Consider the following 14,187-nt stretch of genomic DNA (forward strand, 5'->3'; position numbering starts at 1 on the left):
GGGCCCATGATCAGGCATCGACCCTGCGCAGCTTCGCGAGTGGGGCGAGTTCGCCGGGGAAGATGCGCTTGACGCCGTCACCCATGGCGGTCTCGATGACCCGGATGTCGCGGACGAGGTTCGAGAAACCGTGCGGTTCGAGCGACGCGGCGTGGTCCGAGCCCCACATGGCACGGTCGAGCGTGATGTGGCGTTCCACCATCATGGCTCCGAGGGCGACCGCGGCGAGGGAGATCTGGAGACCGGTCTCGTGGCCGGAGTACCCGATGGGCACACCGGGGTACCGGGCGGCGAGGCTGTCGATCATCCGGAGGTTCGCCTCTTCGGCGGGCAAGGGGTAGGTGGAGGTCGCGTGGAGGATGACCAGCGGAGAGCCCCGGAGGATCTCGACGGCGCGGTCGATCTGCTCGAGCGTCGACATGCCGGTCGAGAGGATGATCGGCTTCCCCGTCGCGGCGAGACGGGTGAGGAGGCCCGAGTCGGTCACCGAGGCGGACGCGACCTTGTGGGCGCTGACGCCCAGGTCCTCGAGGAAGTCGACCGACGGTTCGTCCCACGGGGAGGCGAACCAGCTGAGGCCGCGCAGGGTGGCGTGGTCGCCGATCTCGATGTACTGCTCACGGTCGAACTCGACCCGGTAGCGGTAGTCGAGGTAGCTCATCTCACCCCACGGCGTCTGCCGCGGGACGTCGCGCATGTGCGTCGGCGTCGAGATCTCGGGCGTGCGCTTCTGGAACTTGACGGCCTGTGCGCCGGCGTCGGCGGCCACGTCGATGAGTCGCTTCGCGAGCTCCACGTCGCCGTTGTGGTTGAGACCGATCTCCCCGATGACGTACGCGGGAGCGCCGCCGCCGACGGGGATGCCGTCGATGCGCACGGGAGACGGCTGCGTCCGGCCGTCGAGGTCGGTGGTGTCGTTCGCGTCCTGGTGGATGCTCATGGTCGTGCTCCGTTCGATTGCAGCGTGGACAGCTTCAGGGGGTCGAGGGCCGCGCGTGCGCGTGCGGCGAGGACGAGGTCGGCGAGTTCGCGGACGGCGCCGTCGCCGCCTCGGCTTTCCAGGACGAGCCGGGAGACGGCACGCGCCTCCGGGTGCGCATCGGCGACGACGACCGGCCAGCCGACGATCTCGAGTGCCGGGATGTCGTTGACGTCGTTGCCGAGGTAGGCGATGCGGTCGAGTGGGACGCCCTTCGCCGCGGCCCAGTCGCGGAGCGCGGTCGCCTTGTCGGCGGAGCCGTACACGACGTCGACGCCGAGTTTGGCCGCGCGTGCGGCGACGATCGGGACCCGCTCGGTCGACAGGATCAGGAACGGCAGTCCGGCCTCGCGCAGCAGACGGACGCCGAGGCCGTCACCGCGATGGACGCTCACCCGTTCGACCCCGTCGGCGTCGATACTGGCGCGGTCGTCGGTGTGGACCCCGTCGAAGTCGGTGACGACGGCGGCGACGTCGAGGTGGTGCTCGGAACGCTCCGAGCCCGACGGGATGCCCAGCTGGCGTTCGGCGAGTCCGGCGATCGCCTCGGCGACGAGCAGATCCTCCGGTTCGTCGATGTCGAGCGCGGCGAAGGACCTGGTGACGGCCGGCGCGATCCGGCCGAAGAAGCGGTGCCCGGCTTCGAGGAAGCCGTCCGTGTCGAAGACGTAGAACGACCCGGTCTCGCGGTACTGCGGGGCGCGGTCCTGCCGCCGGGGACGCTCGCGGTGGTCGTGGCCGATCCCTCGGGCACCCTTCGTCTTCTCCGTCCAGAGGAATCCGTGGTCGAGTACCGCGGCGAAGACGGAGTCCGCCCGCCCGGAGGAGACCAGCGCGACGGCGTCGTCGAGCGCTTCCACGTCGAGGAAGGGCGACGTCGCCTGCGCGAACACCGTCACGGGGGTCAGCTCGCCGCGCTCCGCGAGGACACCGAGCGCGTGGAGGAGCGCGGCCTCGGAGGAGGTGCTGTCCTCGGCGAGTTCGGCCGGCCGGTCGATGACCTCGGCACCGGCGGCGACGGCGGCGGCGGCGAGGTCCGGGTGATCGGTCGTGACGACCACGCGCGAGACGCCACCCGACCGCAGCAGTCCTTCGACCGACCGTGCGATGAGGGTGCTCCCGCGGACCGTCCTGAGGTTCTTGCGGTGGATCCCCTTCGAACCGCCCCTGACCGGGACGATCGCCGTCGCGCCGTCGGTCTCCGGGTGCCTCCCGTGCGCTGCAGATGTCATCGATCCACGGTAGGAAGCGGCGGTGGACGCGAGGGGGACGGTGGGCGAACGGCTCCCGACGCCCTGGTGGCCATCCGGTGGCCGAGGAGCCCGGGCTCCGGATCTTCACACGTAGACTGTTCGGACCGCCGGGTTCCACCAGGCGGATCCGCGTTCGACGGTCATCCGTCCGGACCGCCAGCCTCGCCAGGGAGACCAGTGACCGTGACGCCGAGCACCCCCATCGCGCCAGCCGAGCTGCAACGGGCCCGCAGCATCCTCTCCGAGATCGTCGGTGCCTACGACGCGAAGGTGGTCGGTCAGCAGGGCCTGCGCACCACCCTGCTCGCGGCACTCGTCTCGGGCGGACACGTCCTGCTCGAGAGTGTCCCAGGACTCGCGAAGACGACCGCGGCGGAATCGATCGCCCAAGCGGTGAACGCGTCGTTCAAACGCATCCAGTGCACCCCCGACCTGTTGCCGAGCGACATCATCGGCACGCAGATCTACGATGCCCGCACCGGTGCGTTCCAGACCCAGCTCGGTCCCGTGCACGCGAACTTCGTGCTCCTCGACGAGGTCAACCGGTCGAGCGCGAAGACCCAGAGCGCGATGCTCGAGGCGATGCAGGAACGCCAGACCTCCATCGGCGGCACGCACTATCCGTTGCCGAAGCCGTTCTTCGTGCTCGCCACGCAGAACCCCATCGAGCAGGAGGGCACGTACCACCTTCCCGAGGCGCAGCTCGACCGCTTCCTCCTCAAGGAGGTGCTCGACTACCCGACGATCGGCGAGGAGGCCGAGATCGTCCGTCGGGTGAACTCCGGGCTCTACGAGACCGACCAGGATCGCCCGGGGGTGAGCCTCGAGGACGTCCTGTTCCTGCAGTCCCTCGCCAAGCGGGTCTACCTCGACGCGTCGATCCTCAACTACATCGTCCAGACGGTCTACGTGACCCGCCATGCGAGCGACTACCTGCCGCCGAAGCTCGCGAGCTACATCGAGTACGGGGCGAGCCCGCGTGCCAGCATCGCGTTCAGCACCGTCGCGCGGGCGCTCGCGATCCTCGCCGGTCGGGACCACGTCATCCCCGAGGACGTCAAGGGCTACCGCCACCAGGTGCTGCGGCACCGCATCATCCTGAACTTCGAAGCCGCGGCCGACGACGTCTCGCCCGAGACGATCATCGACGCCGTCTTCGGAGCGGTCCAGGCACCGTAGGCCCGTGTCAGCCCCGCTGCTCCACCGGGTGAAGTCCAAACTCTTCATCCACGCCCACCGCCGCGTGCGGGGGATGCTCGACGGCGAGTACCGCTCGGTGTTCCAGGGCAGGAGCCTCGACTTCGACGACCTCCGCGAGTACACGCCGGGCGACGAGATCAAGGACATCGACTGGAAGGCGACGGCCCGACACGGCGCTCCACTCGTGAAGCGCTACATCGCCACGCGGAAACACCAGGTGCTGTTCGTCGTCGACACGGGTCGTGATCTCGCGGCGCTCGCCGAGGGCGGGAGCACCAAACGCGAGGTCGCCATCCTCGCGGTCGGCATCCTGGGGTACCTCGCGATCCGGCACGGCGACCTCGTCGGTCTCGTCGCCGGTGACGCCGCCGCACCGGAACTCGTCCGGCCCGCCGGCACCGAATCGGCACTCGAACGCCTGCTGCAGCACATCGACCGGCGTGCATCGCTCGCGGCGCCCCAGAGCGATCTCGACGAGTTGCTCGGCTACGCGGCACGGTCGGTCAAGCAGCGCTGTCTGCTCGTGATCGTCTCGGACGACGAGGAGATCGCGCCGAAGCGGTCGGAGATCCTCCGTCGCCTGCACGTCCAGCACGAGGTGCTCTGGATCTCGGTCGGGGACGCCGACCTCATGCGGGCCGAGTACACCGGTCGCTCGATGGTCGACGTCGCCGACGAGCGGTCCCTGCCGGCCTTCATCCGGTCGAACGACGCGCTCCGTCGCGAGTTCACCGAGGCCGTCGCCATTGCGACCGCCCGCCACCTCGATCAGCTCGAGGAGCTCGGTATCAGCGGCCAGCGCGTGACCGGCGCCGACGACGTCGTCCCCGTCCTCTTCCACCTCCTCGAGGCCCACCGACATGCCCGGCGATAACGGCTACTACGCACCGGTCCAGTACACGCTGCTCTGGCCGGTGCTCGGACTCGTGCTCATCGCGCTCGTGATCGGGTGGTACGTCTGGATGCTCGCCCACGTGCGCCGTCGCGCGCGCGGGAGCGCTCCGCGTCCTGCTCCGCAGCCGTCGCCGACCGTCCTGCGCGATCGCTACCTCGCGCTCATCGGCGAGATCGAGCGCGAGCACGGGGACGGCGCCCTGAGCACGCGGCGCGCCCACCAACGGCTCGGCGCGATCCTCCGGATGTACGCGCACGAGTCCAGCGGCGTCCGTGCCCAGGTCATGACGCTCGCAGACCTCGATCGCGCCGGACTCGCGCCACTCAGTCGTGCCGTTTCGGCCTACTACCCGGTCGAATTCCGCGAGGCCGAGACCGGCAGCGTCGCCGAGGCGGCCATGCTCGCGCGCCAGGTGGTGACGACGTGGAGCTGATCTACTGGTGGATGCCGCTCGTCTGGCTCCTCGCCGTGGCCGCGGTGGTCGCCGCCGTCGTCCTCGTGGCCCGTACCGGGCGGCGCCGGAGGGTGAACGCCGAGCCCCTGTGGGTCGCGCACTCCGAACGGCTCACCGCACTCCCCGGATACCGTCGCGCGCTGTCGCGGTACCGGCGCCTCATCATCGCGACGATCGCCGCGCTGGGGGTGCTGCTGCTCGCCGGCATGGCCCTCGGGTCCCGCGTGGTGAGCACGACGGTGTTCCAGCCCGAACTGCGCAACCGCGACATCGTGCTCTGCCTCGACGTGTCCGGGTCGATGACGGAGTACGACGCCGCGCTGGTCGGGGTGTTCGAGAAGCTCGTGCAGCGGTTCGACGGTGAGCGGATCGCGCTTGTCCTGTTCAACGCGTCGGCGACCACGTACTTCCCGCTGACGAGCGACTACGACTACGTGGCCGCGCAGCTCGACCACCTCGTCGAGGACCTCACCTCGCCGGAGAGCGACTACGAGTACTGGAACGGCACCGATCTCGGGAACGGGTCGTCCCTCATCGGCGACGGTCTCGGGTCCTGCGTCATGCGGTTCGACCAGGTCGGCGAGGAACGGTCCCGCTCGATCGTGCTCGCGACCGACAACTACGTCGCCGGCGAGCCGATCCTCACGCTCAAGGAGGCCGGCGCCTATGCGAAGGCGCAGGACGTGACGGTGTACGGGATCAACCCCGGCGACGTCTCCAGCAAGGACTACCTCGACGACCTCGCCGCGGAGATGGACGAGGTCGTGACGTCCACCGGCGGGGACTACTACGCGCTAGCCGACCCCGGCGCGGTCGGCGGCATCGTCCAGCAGATCACGGCTGAGCAGACGAAGACGCTGAAGGGCGCCAAACAGCTCGTGCAGGTCGACGAGCCGTTCGTGTTCGTGCTGGCGGCGTTCGGCGGCCTCGCGGCGCTCATGCTGCTCGCCTGGAGGTTGCGCCGATGACCATCAACCCCGTTCTGCCGATCTGGGCCATCGCCGTGCTCGGCACCGTCCTCGCGGCCTTCGCCGTCTGGCAGTTCCTCGCCGGGGTGCGGCGGCCAGGAGCCTGGCACTGGATCGCCCGACTGGCCATGGTCGTCGTGCTCGTGGTCATCGCCCTCCGACCGACCATCCCCGGCAACCATCGCCCGCCGTCCGCGATGGGCGACCTCGACGTCTACTTCGTCGTGGACACGACGAGTTCGATGGCCGCCGAGGACTGGTCGGACGAGGCCGCATCGGGGACGGACGAGAACGGCGCCCCGAAGCCGCCGACCCGGCTCGACGGAGCGAAGGCCGACATCACCGGTATCGCCGACCGGCTGGCCGGTGCCCGCTACGCGCTCGTGACGTTCGACGCCGTGGCCGTCCAGCGCATGCCCCTCACGACGGACGCGACGGCGCTCCGGTCGGCCGCGGAGGCGATGACGCAGGAGATCACCACCTACTCCCGCGGCAGCAGCATCGACGCGCCGGTGGAGTTCATGACCACGCTGCTGACCCAGGCCGAGGAGCAGGAACCGGGTCGGAACCGGATCATGTTCTACCTCGGTGACGGCGAGCAGACGAGCGGCGCGGCGCCCGGGTCGTTCGAGAGCATCGCACCGCTCATCGGCGGCGGTGGTGTGCTCGGCTACGGGACCGAGGCCGGCGGGACCATGCGCGAGTTCTCGGGATACCAGGACGGCAGCGTCCGCTACATCCAGGACTACTCGACCGGTGAGCCCGCCGTGTCCCGGCTGGATCCGGGCGCGCTCGAGACGATCGCGTCGCAGCTCGGCGTCGAAGCGGAGATCAGGACACCGGGTGCGTCGCTCGACGACGCACTCGACGGCCTCGCCGTCGGCGGCGTCACCGTCGAGGACGAGGTGGACATCCGGCGCACCGATGAGCTGTACTGGGTGTTCGCGCTCGGGTTCGGTGTGCTGCTCCTCACCGAGCTCCCCGGCCTGGTCGGCGCGCTGGGCGAGCTCCGACGGACGAAGGGTGGGCGGGCATGACCCTCTTCGACGAGCGGACCCGGACCGACCGGGCCGACGACGCGCCGCGCAGCCCGGAGCCACGGCCACGGTTCGAGGAACCGCGGCGTCCGCCGCTGGCCCCGGCCGAGGTCACCCGGTTGCGCCGTCGGCTGTTCTGGTGGTCCCTTCCGCTGGTCCTCGTCGCCCTCGTCGTCGGGGTCAAGTTCGTGAGTCTGCCGGTCGTCGCGCAGTCGGCGATCGCCGAGTACCGCGCCGAGGACTACTCCGGGGCGCAGTTGAGCGCGGGGCACCTCTTCACGGCGAACGTCGTCGAGCCGTGGATCGCCTGGTTCGACCGGGGCACCGCAGCCGCGGCCGGACAGGACTGGGTGCAGGGGACCGACGACCTCGGGAAGGCGCTCGAGCTCGCGCCGACGGAGGAGACCGCCTGCATCGTCCGGGTCAACCTGGCGCGCGCGTACGAGACCCAGGCCGACGAGTACGTGAAGGGCCAGTTCTTCCAGGGCGCCATCAACCTCTACGACACCGCGAAGCGCATCGTCGACGAGGGCGAGGGCTGCTTCGAGGGGGAGTCCCAGGAGCAGAACGAGGACCAGCAGGACCAGCAGGACCAGGGTGGCCAGGGGGATGAGGGCGATCAAGGTGGTCAGGGCGGTCAAGACGACCAGGGCGACCAGGGTGAGCAAGGGGAGCAGGGTGACCAAGGCGGCCAGGGGGATCAGGGCGACCAAGGCGGCCAGGGTGACCAAGGGGACCAGGGCGACCAAGGGGACCAGGGCGACCAAGGGGATCAGGGCGACCAAGGGAACCAAGGCGGCCAGGGCGATCAGGGCGGCACCGGGCAGCAGCCCGACGTGATCGATCCGAAGGGCACGCCCGGTGAGAACCTGCAGGACACCGGCGATCGCATCGACCGCAAACGTCAGGATGCGACCGACCAGCGCGACCGGTCCGGCGGGCGGGGCCAGCAGGATCCTTCGAACGGGGGACAGGGCGACGGCGACGCGAGCGGCTCGAGCGGCACCGGGGACAGCGAGGTCGACGGGAAGGTCGACAAGTTGAAGGACGCCGGCCAGGACGCCCAGCAGGACAAGTCGACCGAGGACGCCAAGAACCGCGGTCGGAACAACGACAACGGGAACTTCGCCGATCGCCCCTGGTAGCGGTTCCGGGCTGCCTGCGTGTGACGGACTAGCATGGACAGGTGGTTACGCGCCTTTCGAATTACTTCCTCCGTACGCTCCGTGAAGACCCTTCCGACGCGGAGGTGACGAGTCACCGCCTGCTGGTGCGGGCGGGGTACATCCGACGCCAGGCGCCGGGCGTCTTCGCCTGGTTGCCGCTCGGGTTGCGGGTGAAGAACAAGATCGAGGCCATCGTCCGCGAGGAGATGGCGAACGCCGGCGCGTTCGAGGTGCACTTCCCCGCGCTCTTGCCGCGCGAGCCCTACGAGGTCACCGGCCGGTGGGAGGAGTACGGCGACGCCCTCTTCCGCCTGCACGACCGCAAGGGTGCCGACTACCTGCTGGCGCCGACACACGAGGAGGTCTTCACCCTGCTCGTGAAAGACCTGTACTCCTCCTACAAGGACCTGCCCCTGTCGATCTACCAGATCCAGGACAAGTACCGCGACGAGGCCCGTCCCCGGGCAGGCCTCCTGCGCGGTCGTGAGTTCACGATGAAGGACGCCTACTCGTTCGACGTGTCCGACGCCGGGCTCGACGCGAGCTACCAGGCGCAGCGCGACGCCTACGAGCGCATCTTCACGCGGCTCGGCCTCGAGTACGAGATCGTGCAGGCCGACGCCGGCGCGATGGGCGGTTCGCGCAGCGAGGAGTTCCTGCACCCCACCGCGGTCGGTGAGGACACCTTCGTGCGTTCGGCCGGCGGGTACGCAGCCAACGTCGAGGCCTACACCACCGAGGTCCCGGAGGCCCGCCCCGTCGAGGGTCTGGCACCCGCGACGGTCTTCGACTCGCCGAACACCCCGACGATCTCGACGCTCGTCGACCTCGCCAACGAGCGGCACCCGCGCGACGACGGACGGGCCTGGACTGCCGCCGACACCCTCAAGAACGTCGTGCTGGCACTGCGGCACCTCGACGGCACGCGCGAGATGGTCGTCATCGGCCTGCCGGGCGACCGCGACGTCGACCTCAAGCGCGTCGAGGTGGCCTTCAGCCCCGCGGAGGTGGAGGCCGCGACCGAAGCGGACTTCGCCGCGAACGCCGGGCTCGTCAAGGGCTACATCGGACCGTGGTCCCCGCAGGGGCCCGTCCTCGGCGAGGAGTCGGCGACGGAGATCCGGTACTTCCTCGACCCCCGGGTCGTCGACGGCACCGAGTGGATCACCGGTGCGAACGTCGATCAGCAGCACGTCTTCGGCCTTGTGGCCGGGCGGGACTTCACCGCCGACGGCTTCGTCGAGGCGGCGGAGGTCCGCGCCGGTGACCCCGCGCCCGACGGCTCCGGACCGGTCGAGCTCGCTCGGGGCATGGAGATCGGGCACGTCTTCCAGCTCGGGCGCAAGTACGCCGAGGCGCTCGGACTGAAGGTGCTCGACGAGAACGGCAAGCTCGTCACGGTGACCATGGGCTCCTACGGCATCGGGATCACGCGCATCCTCGCGATCATCGCCGAGGGCAACAACGACGAGCGCGGTCTCATCTGGCCGAAGGCCGTCGCCCCGTTCGACGTGCACGTCGTCGCAGCAGGACGCGACGCGGCGATCTTCGAGGTGGCCGAGGAACTCGTCGCCTCCCTCGAGGCGAGCGGGAAGGACGTCCTCTACGACGACCGCACCGGCAAGGTGTCCCCGGGCGTCAAGTTCGGCGACGCCGAGCTGATCGGCGTGCCCGTCGTGGTGGTCGTCGGTCGCGAGGCCACCGAGGGCTTCGTCGAGCTCTGGGACCGGGCCGCCGGCACGAAGGACCGGGTCGCGATCGCCGACCTCGCCCTCTGAGCCGCGAGAGCGCAGTAGCGGTCGTCATCCGGACGGGATGACGACCGCTACTGCGCTCTCGTGCTGAGGCGGTAGCCGGCCCCGCGGACCGTCGCGATGGCGTCCTTGCCGATTTTGTTCCGGAGATACCGCACGTAGACGTCGACGACGTTCGAACCGGGGTCGAAGTCGTAGCCCCAGACCCGGCTGAGGAGTTCCTCACGGCTGAGGATCTGGTCCGGGTGGCGGAAGAACTCCTCGGCGAGGGCGAACTCGCGGGTGGACAGCTCGACCGGCACCCCGTCGACGAGGACGCGTCGTTCGCGTAGCTCGAGCTCCAGATGACCGACCGACAACCGTTCCTGGACGGCGGTGGTCGACGCCGGAGCCCGCTCGGCCAGGCGTCGGCGGATCCTGGCCAGGAGCTCCTCGAACCGGAAGGGCTTCGACATGTAGTCGTTCGCTCCGCCGTCGAGGCCCGCCACGAGGTCCCGCGCGGAATCACGGGCGGTCAGGATGATGACGGGGAGCTCGCTGCCGTCGTCGCGGAGCCGTCTGAGCACCTCGAAGCCGTCGACACCGGGGAGTCCGATGTCGAGGACGAGCAGGTCGAAGTCGCCGCTCTCCGCCAGCTCGACGACCTGCGAGCCGTCGACCGTCACGTCCGCCGTGTGTCCGGCGGCACGCAGGCCCTTGCTCACGAACGCGGAGATCCGCGTCTCGTCCTCGGCGACCAGGATCCGGCTCATGCGTGGTCCTCCGGCGCACTCCGCCGAGCCGAGGTGTCGACGAGGTCCGGGAAGTCGTCCTCAGGGGACGGTGCTCGCGAGCGTGGTGGTTCGTCGTTCGCGGGGCGTGCATCGCCGGGTGTCGGTCCGGCCTGCATCGCCGCGGTCGTCTGCGCCTCAGCGGCATCCTGAGCCGCCTGCGCCTCTCGCAGCGCGATCGCCTGCGCCATCGCGCTGCGGGGGATCGCCGCGGTCTCGTCCGGGTCGAGGTCGAGGTCCGTGTCGGATCCCTCGTCGTCGTCCGCCACCGCGAGCGGCAGTCGGATGCTGAAGAGTGAGCCGGCCTGCCGCGTGTCCTCGACCTCGGCCCATCCGCCGTGTGCTGCGGCGATCGCCTGCACGATCGACAGGCCGAGGCCGGAGCCGGCGACACCCCGTCCACCGCTCACCCGGGTGAACCGGTCGAAGATGCGTTCGCGGAGCGCCTCCGGCACCCCGGGCCCGTCGTCGGCGACGGAGAGCACGAGCGCCGGATCGTCCGACTCGTCGAACCGGCTCGAGATCACGATCGTCGACCCGGCCGGGGAGTACTTCGCGGCGTTGTCCGCGAGCTGTAGCCAGGCCTGGGCCAGGCGCCCGGCGTCGACGTCGGCGGTGAGTGCGGCCTGCTCGCCCAGGGTCCACTCGTGTTCGGGCGAGATCGCCGTGGCCTTCTCGTGGACGGAGGCGGTGAACGCCTCGATGTCGACCGGCTCCCGGTCGAGGGTCGACGCGAGTCCGGCCGTCGAGAGCTCGGTGATGTCGGCGACGAGGGAGCTCATCCGGTCGAGTTCGTCGAGGGCGAGGTCCCGGGTGGCGGCCACCTCCGCGGGGTCGGACGGATCGAGGAGCTCGAGGTGTCCGCGCACGATCGTCAGCGGCGTCTTCAGCTCGTGGCCGACGTCGTCGAGCAGCTGGCGTTGACTGGTGAAGGCCTCGTCGAGGCGGTCCAGCATGCCGTTCACGGTCGTGGTGAGCTCCGAGACGTCGTCGCGACCGACGACCGGGATGCGCTCGTCGAGGTCCGACTCGGTGATGCGGGCCGCGGCGTCCCGCAGCAGCCGGATGGGGTGGAGCAGTCCGCCCGCGAGCTGCCAGCCGACGAGGCCGAGCAGGAGCAGGCACACCACGGCGACCACGATCTCGACGGCGAGGATGCCTCGGGACTCCGCGAGCGCCGCGTGCACGTCCGTGGCGATGACGACGTGGGCCACACTCGGGTCGCCGACGACCTGCACCGGGATGATCGCGTACCGCACGGTGCGGTCACCGGTTGCCTCACCCGTGACGACGCCGCGGGACGCGCGGGCCGTGATGGTGTCGAGCAGCCGCGGGTCGTCGTCCAGCCGGAAGGCGGACGGGGCGCTGGGCGCGACCGTCGAGCCGTCGGCGCGCACACCGATGGCGGTCTCGTCCTCGGCGAAGATCCAGCGTCGCATCACGGCGTCGACGGCCGCGTCGCTCGTCGCCGGGGCGTCGGCGGAGTCGCCGGAACCGACCACCATGAAGGCGATGAGCTCGGCGCTGTGCTCCAGGCGGGCGTCGATGGTCGCGAGGGTCTGCTGCCGGCCGAGCGTGTAGGTGGAGACGCCCACGAGCGTCATCGCGAGCGTCGTCGCGAGCAGGATCGCGACGAGGATCCTCACCCTCGTGCTCCGCATGACGTTCCGCAGCTCGCCCAAGACCATTGGCCAATCATGTCACCCGCCCCGAGACGGGGTCGAGCCGGGGCGGCGCCCCTCGAGGACGCGCGGCCGCTTCCCAGCTGGGTGGATGACGTACCCCTCGGCATCCGGTACCGTAGACAGACGGGTTCGGCAGCACGGCAGCAGCATGCCCGTCGTGCCGCTGCACGTCTTGCCGCGGCACCACCAGTTGAATAGAGGAGGCCATCGATGGACATCGATCTCGGTTTGTTGAAGTCGATCGAACGCGAGAAGGAGATCCCGCTCGAGGAGCTCGTCGTGATCATCGAGCAGGCCATCCTGAGTGCGTACCTGAAGAGCACCGAGGGTACCGACACCACCGCACGCGGCGACGTCCCGGCGGCCCGCGTCCAGCTCGACCGCAAGACCGGCCACGTCGGGGTGTTCGTGCCCGAGTTCGACGACGAGGGTGTCCTGATCGGGGAGGCTGAGAGCACGCCGGACGACTTCGGTCGCATCGCCGCCTTCGCCGCGAAGCAGGTCATCTTCCAGCGGCTCCGCGACATCCAGGACGACGCCGTCCTCGGTGAGTTCAAGGGCCGCGAGGGCGACATCATCGCGGGCGTCATCCAGCAGGGCCCGAACCCGCGCATGATCCACGTCGACCTCGGCACCATCGAGGCGATCCTTCCGCCCGAGGAGCAGGTGGCCGGTGAGGAGTACCCGCACGGTGCACGCATCCGCGTGTACGTGACGAGCGTGACGAAGGGCCTCAAGGGTCCGCAGATCACCGTCTCGCGCACCCACCCCGGACTCGTACGGAAGCTGTTCGCGTTGGAGGTCCCGGAGATCGCATCCGGCATCGTCGAGATCGTCTCGCTCGCTCGCGAGGCCGGACACCGGACCAAGATCGCGGTGAAGGCGAACGACCCGAGCATCAACGCCAAGGGCGCCTGCATCGGTGAGCTCGGGCGTCGCGTCCGCGCGGTCACCGACGAGCTGGGCGCCGAGAAAATCGACATCGTCGACTACTCGCCCGATCTGCCGACGTTCGTCGCGAACGCGCTCTCCCCGGCCAAGGTCACGAGCTCGTACGTCATCGACCAGTCGCTCAAGGCCGTCCGGGCGCTCGTGCCGGACTACCAGCTGTCGCTCGCGATCGGCAAGGAGGGGCAGAACGCCCGTCTCGCCGCCAAGCTCACCGGCGCCAAGATCGACATCCAGCCGGACTCGATCCTCGAATCGGACTGAGCCGGATGGAACCGGTGCGGACCTGCGTCGGCTGTCGCCGTCGCGAGCCGCGCTCGGCACTGCTGCGCGTCGTCGCGGTCGAAGGGGCGCTCGTCCCCGACGCCGCGGCGCGCCTGCCGGGTCGCGGATCCTGGGTGCACCCGACGTCGGCGTGCGTCGACCAGGCGGTGCAGCGTCGGGCGTTCACGAGGGCGCTCAGATTGCATGCGGGACCCGACCCGTCGGCGGTCCAGGCCTTCGTGTCGACGGAACCGGCCGCGCCGACGGCTGAATGACGTCGTCGGGCTCGAACGACCCGCTCACGACCCGGTGGTGAGCCCGCACCCAGGGTCGGGGTGTACGATGGTGAGTGCACGCGAGAGCGCTCCGGCGCACACCGTGCTCCCCACCGCAGGTATCAGGCCCGGATCCCGGGCCTCCATCCTGCTGCCGCCCCACCCGGGTGCGGCATTCCGAGAGAACAGGCTGAACGGCTAATGGACAACTCATGAGCGGCTCGAAATGAGCACCGTCCACCACTAACGCTTGCCCCTGCCTGGGTGCAAGCTCAGACAGGAGAATTGTGGCTGCAAAACCACGTGTACACGAGATCGCATCCGAACTCGGAGTAGACAGCAAGATCGCCATGGCGAAGCTCAAGGAATTGGGCGAGTTCGTCAAGGGACCGTCTTCCAGTATCGAACCACCGGTGGCCCGCAAGCTGCGCGCCGCCCTCGAGGCCGAGGGCGCGAAGGCGTCAGCCGCCCCCGCCGCCCCGGCGAAGCGTCCGGCCACGCCCGGCGCTCCGACCCCGGGCCCCGCCGCACCGAAGGCT

General features: G+C 69.9%; 14 protein-coding genes. 10 read left to right on the forward strand and 4 right to left on the reverse strand.

What is annotated here, in order from left to right; translation table 11 throughout:
* Nucleotides 1-10 precede the first annotated feature (10 nt).
* Both A4X17_RS09145 and A4X17_RS09150 read right to left on the reverse strand, forming a co-directional pair.
* Nucleotides 11-940 carry an N-acetylneuraminate synthase family protein gene (locus tag A4X17_RS09145; RefSeq protein ID WP_082916046.1) on the reverse strand — a complete coding sequence of 310 codons (930 nt, stop codon included), beginning with the start codon at nucleotides 938-940 and terminating at the stop codon, nucleotides 11-13.
* A complete protein-coding gene (locus tag A4X17_RS09150) occupies nucleotides 937-2,211 on the reverse strand; it encodes an acylneuraminate cytidylyltransferase (protein WP_064295339.1) in 1,275 nt (424 codons plus the stop codon). The genes A4X17_RS09145 and A4X17_RS09150 overlap by 4 nt, the downstream gene beginning before the upstream one ends.
* Before the next feature lie 198 nt (nucleotides 2,212-2,409).
* Between A4X17_RS09150 and A4X17_RS09155 the strand changes: the two genes are divergently transcribed.
* From A4X17_RS09155 to A4X17_RS09185, 7 genes are read left to right on the forward strand one after another with little or no spacing between them, the layout of a single operon-like run.
* Entirely contained in the window at nucleotides 2,410-3,411 is a 1,002-nt protein-coding gene (locus A4X17_RS09155; protein ID WP_064295340.1) for a MoxR family ATPase, read from the forward strand.
* Between the two features lie 4 nt (nucleotides 3,412-3,415).
* Nucleotides 3,416-4,306: a DUF58 domain-containing protein gene (locus A4X17_RS09160; protein ID WP_231884340.1), complete on the forward strand. Its 891-nt coding sequence runs from the start codon at nucleotides 3,416-3,418 to the stop codon at nucleotides 4,304-4,306.
* Nucleotides 4,293-4,760, forward strand: coding sequence for a hypothetical protein (locus A4X17_RS09165; RefSeq protein ID WP_064295341.1), 468 nt, complete (start codon nucleotides 4,293-4,295; stop codon nucleotides 4,758-4,760). Before A4X17_RS09160 ends, A4X17_RS09165 begins: the two co-directional genes overlap by 14 nt.
* The gene (locus tag A4X17_RS09170) at nucleotides 4,751-5,749 is read left to right on the forward strand and encodes a VWA domain-containing protein (protein WP_064295342.1); all 999 of its coding nucleotides are present in this window, start codon (nucleotides 4,751-4,753) and stop codon (nucleotides 5,747-5,749) included. The genes A4X17_RS09165 and A4X17_RS09170 overlap by 10 nt, the downstream gene beginning before the upstream one ends.
* Nucleotides 5,746-6,786, forward strand: a complete 1,041-nt coding sequence (locus A4X17_RS09175; RefSeq protein ID WP_064295343.1) for a VWA domain-containing protein — start codon at nucleotides 5,746-5,748, stop codon at nucleotides 6,784-6,786. The genes A4X17_RS09170 and A4X17_RS09175 overlap by 4 nt, the downstream gene beginning before the upstream one ends.
* On the forward strand, nucleotides 6,783-7,931 hold the full coding sequence (locus tag A4X17_RS19450) for a hypothetical protein (RefSeq protein WP_064295344.1): 1,149 nt from the start codon (nucleotides 6,783-6,785) through the stop codon (nucleotides 7,929-7,931). The genes A4X17_RS09175 and A4X17_RS19450 overlap by 4 nt, the downstream gene beginning before the upstream one ends.
* 41 nt (nucleotides 7,932-7,972) lie before the next feature.
* Complete coding sequence (locus A4X17_RS09185) at nucleotides 7,973-9,730, forward strand: proline--tRNA ligase (RefSeq protein WP_064295345.1); 1,758 nt, start codon at nucleotides 7,973-7,975, stop codon at nucleotides 9,728-9,730.
* A 47-nt stretch (nucleotides 9,731-9,777) separates the two neighbouring features.
* Here the strand turns inward: A4X17_RS09185 and A4X17_RS09190 are convergent, their stop codons facing one another.
* Together A4X17_RS09190 and A4X17_RS09195 are read right to left on the reverse strand one after the other, a co-directional pair.
* Nucleotides 9,778-10,458, reverse strand: coding sequence for a response regulator transcription factor (locus tag A4X17_RS09190; RefSeq protein WP_064295346.1), 681 nt, complete (start codon nucleotides 10,456-10,458; stop codon nucleotides 9,778-9,780).
* The gene (locus A4X17_RS09195; protein WP_197479046.1) at nucleotides 10,455-12,122 is read right to left on the reverse strand and encodes a HAMP domain-containing sensor histidine kinase; all 1,668 of its coding nucleotides are present in this window, start codon (nucleotides 12,120-12,122) and stop codon (nucleotides 10,455-10,457) included. Before A4X17_RS09195 ends, A4X17_RS09190 begins: the two co-directional genes overlap by 4 nt.
* A 249-nt stretch (nucleotides 12,123-12,371) precedes the next feature.
* On the opposite strand from A4X17_RS09195, the gene nusA reads away from it, so the two are divergent.
* From nusA to A4X17_RS09210, 3 genes are all read left to right on the forward strand, one after another.
* Nucleotides 12,372-13,373, forward strand: a complete 1,002-nt coding sequence (gene nusA, locus A4X17_RS09200) for a transcription termination factor NusA (RefSeq protein ID WP_064295348.1) — start codon at nucleotides 12,372-12,374, stop codon at nucleotides 13,371-13,373.
* Nucleotides 13,374-13,378: 5 nt separating this feature from the next.
* Nucleotides 13,379-13,648: a YlxR family protein gene (locus A4X17_RS09205; RefSeq protein WP_064295349.1), complete on the forward strand. Its 270-nt coding sequence runs from the start codon at nucleotides 13,379-13,381 to the stop codon at nucleotides 13,646-13,648.
* A gap of 287 nt (nucleotides 13,649-13,935) precedes the next feature.
* A partial coding sequence (locus tag A4X17_RS09210; RefSeq protein WP_157583413.1) for a translation initiation factor IF-2 N-terminal domain-containing protein occupies nucleotides 13,936-14,187 on the forward strand: 252 nt, incomplete at its 3' end.

It is taken from the genome of Plantibacter sp. H53 (genome assembly GCF_001650455.1).
GTDB lineage: Bacteria > Actinomycetota > Actinomycetes > Actinomycetales > Microbacteriaceae > Plantibacter > Plantibacter flavus_A.